Origin of the sequence: Paraburkholderia sp. Cpub6, from assembly GCF_014201065.1 — a bacterium.
Classification (GTDB): domain Bacteria; phylum Pseudomonadota; class Gammaproteobacteria; order Burkholderiales; family Burkholderiaceae; genus Paraburkholderia; species Paraburkholderia tuberum.
In genome coordinates, this window is the sequence record NZ_JACHDM010000079.1 from 1 (window position 1) to 3109 (window position 3109).

The following is a 3109-nucleotide window of genomic DNA, read 5'->3' on the forward strand; positions in this document are numbered from 1 at the left end:
TCGGTCCGCCAAACCCGCCGCGCCTGAACCACCACTACCCGGCACTGCTTCGTTTGCGTCGCTGCGTCTGCAGCAGAGAAGCGAGATTATGGAGAGCGGTCGACAACACGTCAATACCCTTCTCACAATTTATTTTAAAAAGTTGAAGAGCTTAAAAATTGAGCAGCGCCGCGTGCAACCTGAATTAGTTAGGCTTCCAATTGAATTCTCCGGAGCGCCGCGGCGAAAGGGAGAGATGAGTGGAGTTGCGAAAAGCCGTTAAGCAGCTTTTCCACAGAAAATGTTTGCAAGGCTGTGGATAACCGCTCCACAACCGCGGCAAGTGCTTGATCCAAAACCATTCTCGCGCGTTGCGCGCGAAGCATGGCCGCTTGCGCGGCCGCGTGTCACCGTCACAATCAGGCGGACTTCATCGTCACCCGCGCATTCGTACGCATAAAAGCGCTGCGCTCGACCATCGCGCCAAACAGCAGCCCGATCGTCGTCCACATGACCACCTGCATGCCGATCGCCGCGACGCGGAACTTCCACAGCAGCACAGCCGGGAACGCGGCCGGCACTTCATTGATGACCGGCATCGACAGTTGCACGGCCGCGATGATCACGACGAACAAGAGCCACGCGACGATCGAACCGTTCCACGCACCCAGCTTCGCCGCCGCGCGACGCCGCACCTTCAGCGAAAACACCATCGTCGCGAGCGAAATCGCGATCATCAGAAAGAACAGGCCCGTGCGCGTGCCGATCGTCTCCGGATCACCGACCGACGGCGGATTGGCCGGATACTTGATATTCGGCACGATCACGAGCGTGATGAACGCGCCAAGCGCGAGCCACGCGGACAGCGCGCGCACGCTCAACGTACCCGCGCGTCCATACCCATACGCAAACACCAGCGAGAACAGCCCGCCAAAAGCCGCGCCATACGTGACCACGCCAGTCAGCAGGCCGAGGCCAGCCTGCGTCTGACGGCTCACGATTTCGGGCTCGGGCGCCTCGCCGCGCGCGGCGGCCGCTTTTTCTTCGAATGAAATGGCCTGATCGACCTGTGGTTCGCCGACGATTCGCGCGAACGCGAACGTAAGCAAGCCCGCGACGATGCCCGCGAGCATCCCGCGCACCAACAATTTACCTACCATGTCGAACTCCGTTAGTGGCAGGGAAAGCCGAGCAGATGACGGCCGTCGTGCACGAACTCATGCACGTACATGCCGGGCACGAGCGACGTCGCGCCCTGTTCCGCACCAACGAAGTAAAGCGCGAGCAACAGCAGCAAGCCGCCGAACACGACCCACGGCAGCAGTTCGCGCAAAGGAATGGGAGTGGGCTGGGCCGCCGGTTGCGCGGCGCGATCAAGAACAGCTTCGGTCATGATGGACATCTCCTGGGGTGACGCGCCCCGAAAGTCGATTGCAGAGGCATGGTGCGAAGCTCAGGTCTGGCTTTCGGCTCTTGTGGATTGCAATGTCGATTACAGTGGCGCGACCGCGCCGGGCTCTCACCGGCTTCCGTGCTTCGCAGTGCCGCTATTCTACGCGCTAAACTGCGGCTTCCGTGACGGCGGGGGCTACCTCGCAACGCGCGCCGCGAGCCGATGAAACCTCGCAGGCAAGTACGAATGGAGCGCCAACGCAAAGAATGAATACGCGACTATTACTGGTGAGCCACGCGGCAACGGCCGCGCAACGCGCGGGCCGCTTCCCTGCCGACGATCCGCTCGACGCGCGCGGTCGCGCCGAAGCCGAAGCGGCGCGCGCGCGTCTCGCGCTTCCCGCCGACGCCGCCGTGTTCACCAGCCCCGCCGCCAGCGCGCGCGAAACGGCCGCCGCGCTCGGTCTGAGCGCCACGCCTGCCGACGCATTGGCGGATATCGACTATGGCAAATGGCGCGGCCAGCGCCTCGCGGACATTGCCGACGCAACGCCCCGCGAACTCGCCGCCTGGACACGCGAGCCCGACGCCGCGCCGCCCGGCGGCGAGTCGTTCGGTCAACTCGTGCAGCGGGTTGGAGAGTGGCTCGACGCGCAGCAGGCAGACGTGCGTTCATGCAATGCCGTCAACGAAGCAAGCTTCGCGGCCTTTGCGCACAGTCGAACCATCGTCGCCATCACCCACGCGGCTCTGCTGCGAGCGGCAATCGTGCACGCCCTCGGCGCATCGCCAAACGTGTTCTGTCGCATCGAGATCGCGCCGCTGTCGGTCGTCGAATTACGCCACTCGCGACGCGGCTGGTCGTGGTGGCCGGCCGCCACCGCCTGAACGGCACCGCCGCTTACCTGCCCGACACCACGAGCCGCAACCGGTTGGACCCCTCGGGCGTCACGGTGATTTCGGTGCGTCGATCCTTCGCGCCGAGATAAAAGTGCTGACGTCCCGGCGAATTCTGATCGTGCGTTGCATCGGGCAGGCAGGACGCGACGTCGGCCGCGGCCGCTTCCAATGCATCCGCGTTCGAGCCCGCCGCCTGATGCGGCGTCCACGTGCACTGGAAACTTCGATGCGCGGCCGAACATTGCGCGTCATCGCCATAAGGTTGCGCAACGCCCTTGCCGTCGTCGGGTGTCAGCGAGGCGAAGCCGTCCGGCGCCGCGGCCACGATCCGTTTGAGCGCACCGCAAGGTCTGGGGCTATCGTCGGCGGATGCACCGACCGGCAGCAGCGCAACGAGCGATGCCGCGGTAAGCGCGATAGCAGAAAGTCGACAGGTTTTCATGGTGTGCGTGAAGCTTCCCAAGTGCTGCTGAAGAAAAACTCGCAGCGAGCCACCTTTCTTTAACAGCACGCTTCATGCCCATGCGCGCGAGGCCCGAGCACGCAGGCAATGCACGACGGCACACAAATTGCGTAGCGCCATACCGGCCGCGACATCGCGCCCGTTCCGATCAAAGCCACTGCCGACGTCATTTCAACCATCATGTCGACCACTACCGCCGCCCCTACCCCCGCCCGCATATCGTCGGGCATCGAAGGCATCGACGACATCCTCGGCGGTGGTCTTACGCCGAACCGCATGTACCTAGAGCGTGTTAGGCACTTTTCATAATCGGTGCAGCATGAACGAGCATAAGCATGGCGAAGACGACGAAGTGCAGGCCTGCCAGGGTTTCGG

At 63.5% G+C, this 3109-nt stretch carries 5 protein-coding genes, 1 pseudogene and 1 riboswitch; of the genes and pseudogenes, 2 read left to right on the top strand and 4 right to left on the bottom strand.

The features are described from left to right. Window positions 1-262: hypothetical protein (locus tag HDG33_RS37070; protein ID WP_221311652.1), on the top strand; the 262-nt coding region annotated here is incomplete at its 5' end. 136 nt (window positions 263-398) lie between these two features. Here HDG33_RS37070 and HDG33_RS36715 read toward each other — a convergent pair. Further along, window positions 399-1139, bottom strand: a complete 741-nt coding sequence (locus HDG33_RS36715) for a CbtA family protein (protein WP_184041191.1) — start codon at window positions 1137-1139, stop codon at window positions 399-401. An 11-nt stretch (window positions 1140-1150) separates the two neighbouring features. Next, complete coding sequence (locus tag HDG33_RS36720; RefSeq protein WP_184011521.1) at window positions 1151-1372, bottom strand: CbtB-domain containing protein; 222 nt, start codon at window positions 1370-1372, stop codon at window positions 1151-1153. 40 nt (window positions 1373-1412) lie between these two features. After that, window positions 1413-1568: riboswitch (cobalamin riboswitch) on the bottom strand. A 70-nt stretch (window positions 1569-1638) separates the two neighbouring features. Between HDG33_RS36720 and HDG33_RS36725 the strand changes: the two genes are divergently transcribed. After that, window positions 1639-2259: a histidine phosphatase family protein gene (locus HDG33_RS36725; RefSeq protein ID WP_184041193.1), complete on the top strand. Its 621-nt coding sequence runs from the start codon at window positions 1639-1641 to the stop codon at window positions 2257-2259. Window positions 2260-2272: 13 nt separating this feature from the next. Here the strand turns inward: HDG33_RS36725 and HDG33_RS36730 are convergent, their stop codons facing one another. Then, the gene (locus tag HDG33_RS36730) at window positions 2273-2713 is read right to left on the bottom strand and encodes a hypothetical protein (protein WP_184041195.1); all 441 of its coding nucleotides are present in this window, start codon (window positions 2711-2713) and stop codon (window positions 2273-2275) included. A 313-nt stretch (window positions 2714-3026) separates the two neighbouring features. Next, a pseudogene (locus tag HDG33_RS37965) lies at window positions 3027-3109 on the bottom strand (IS5/IS1182 family transposase); the annotation flags it as partial.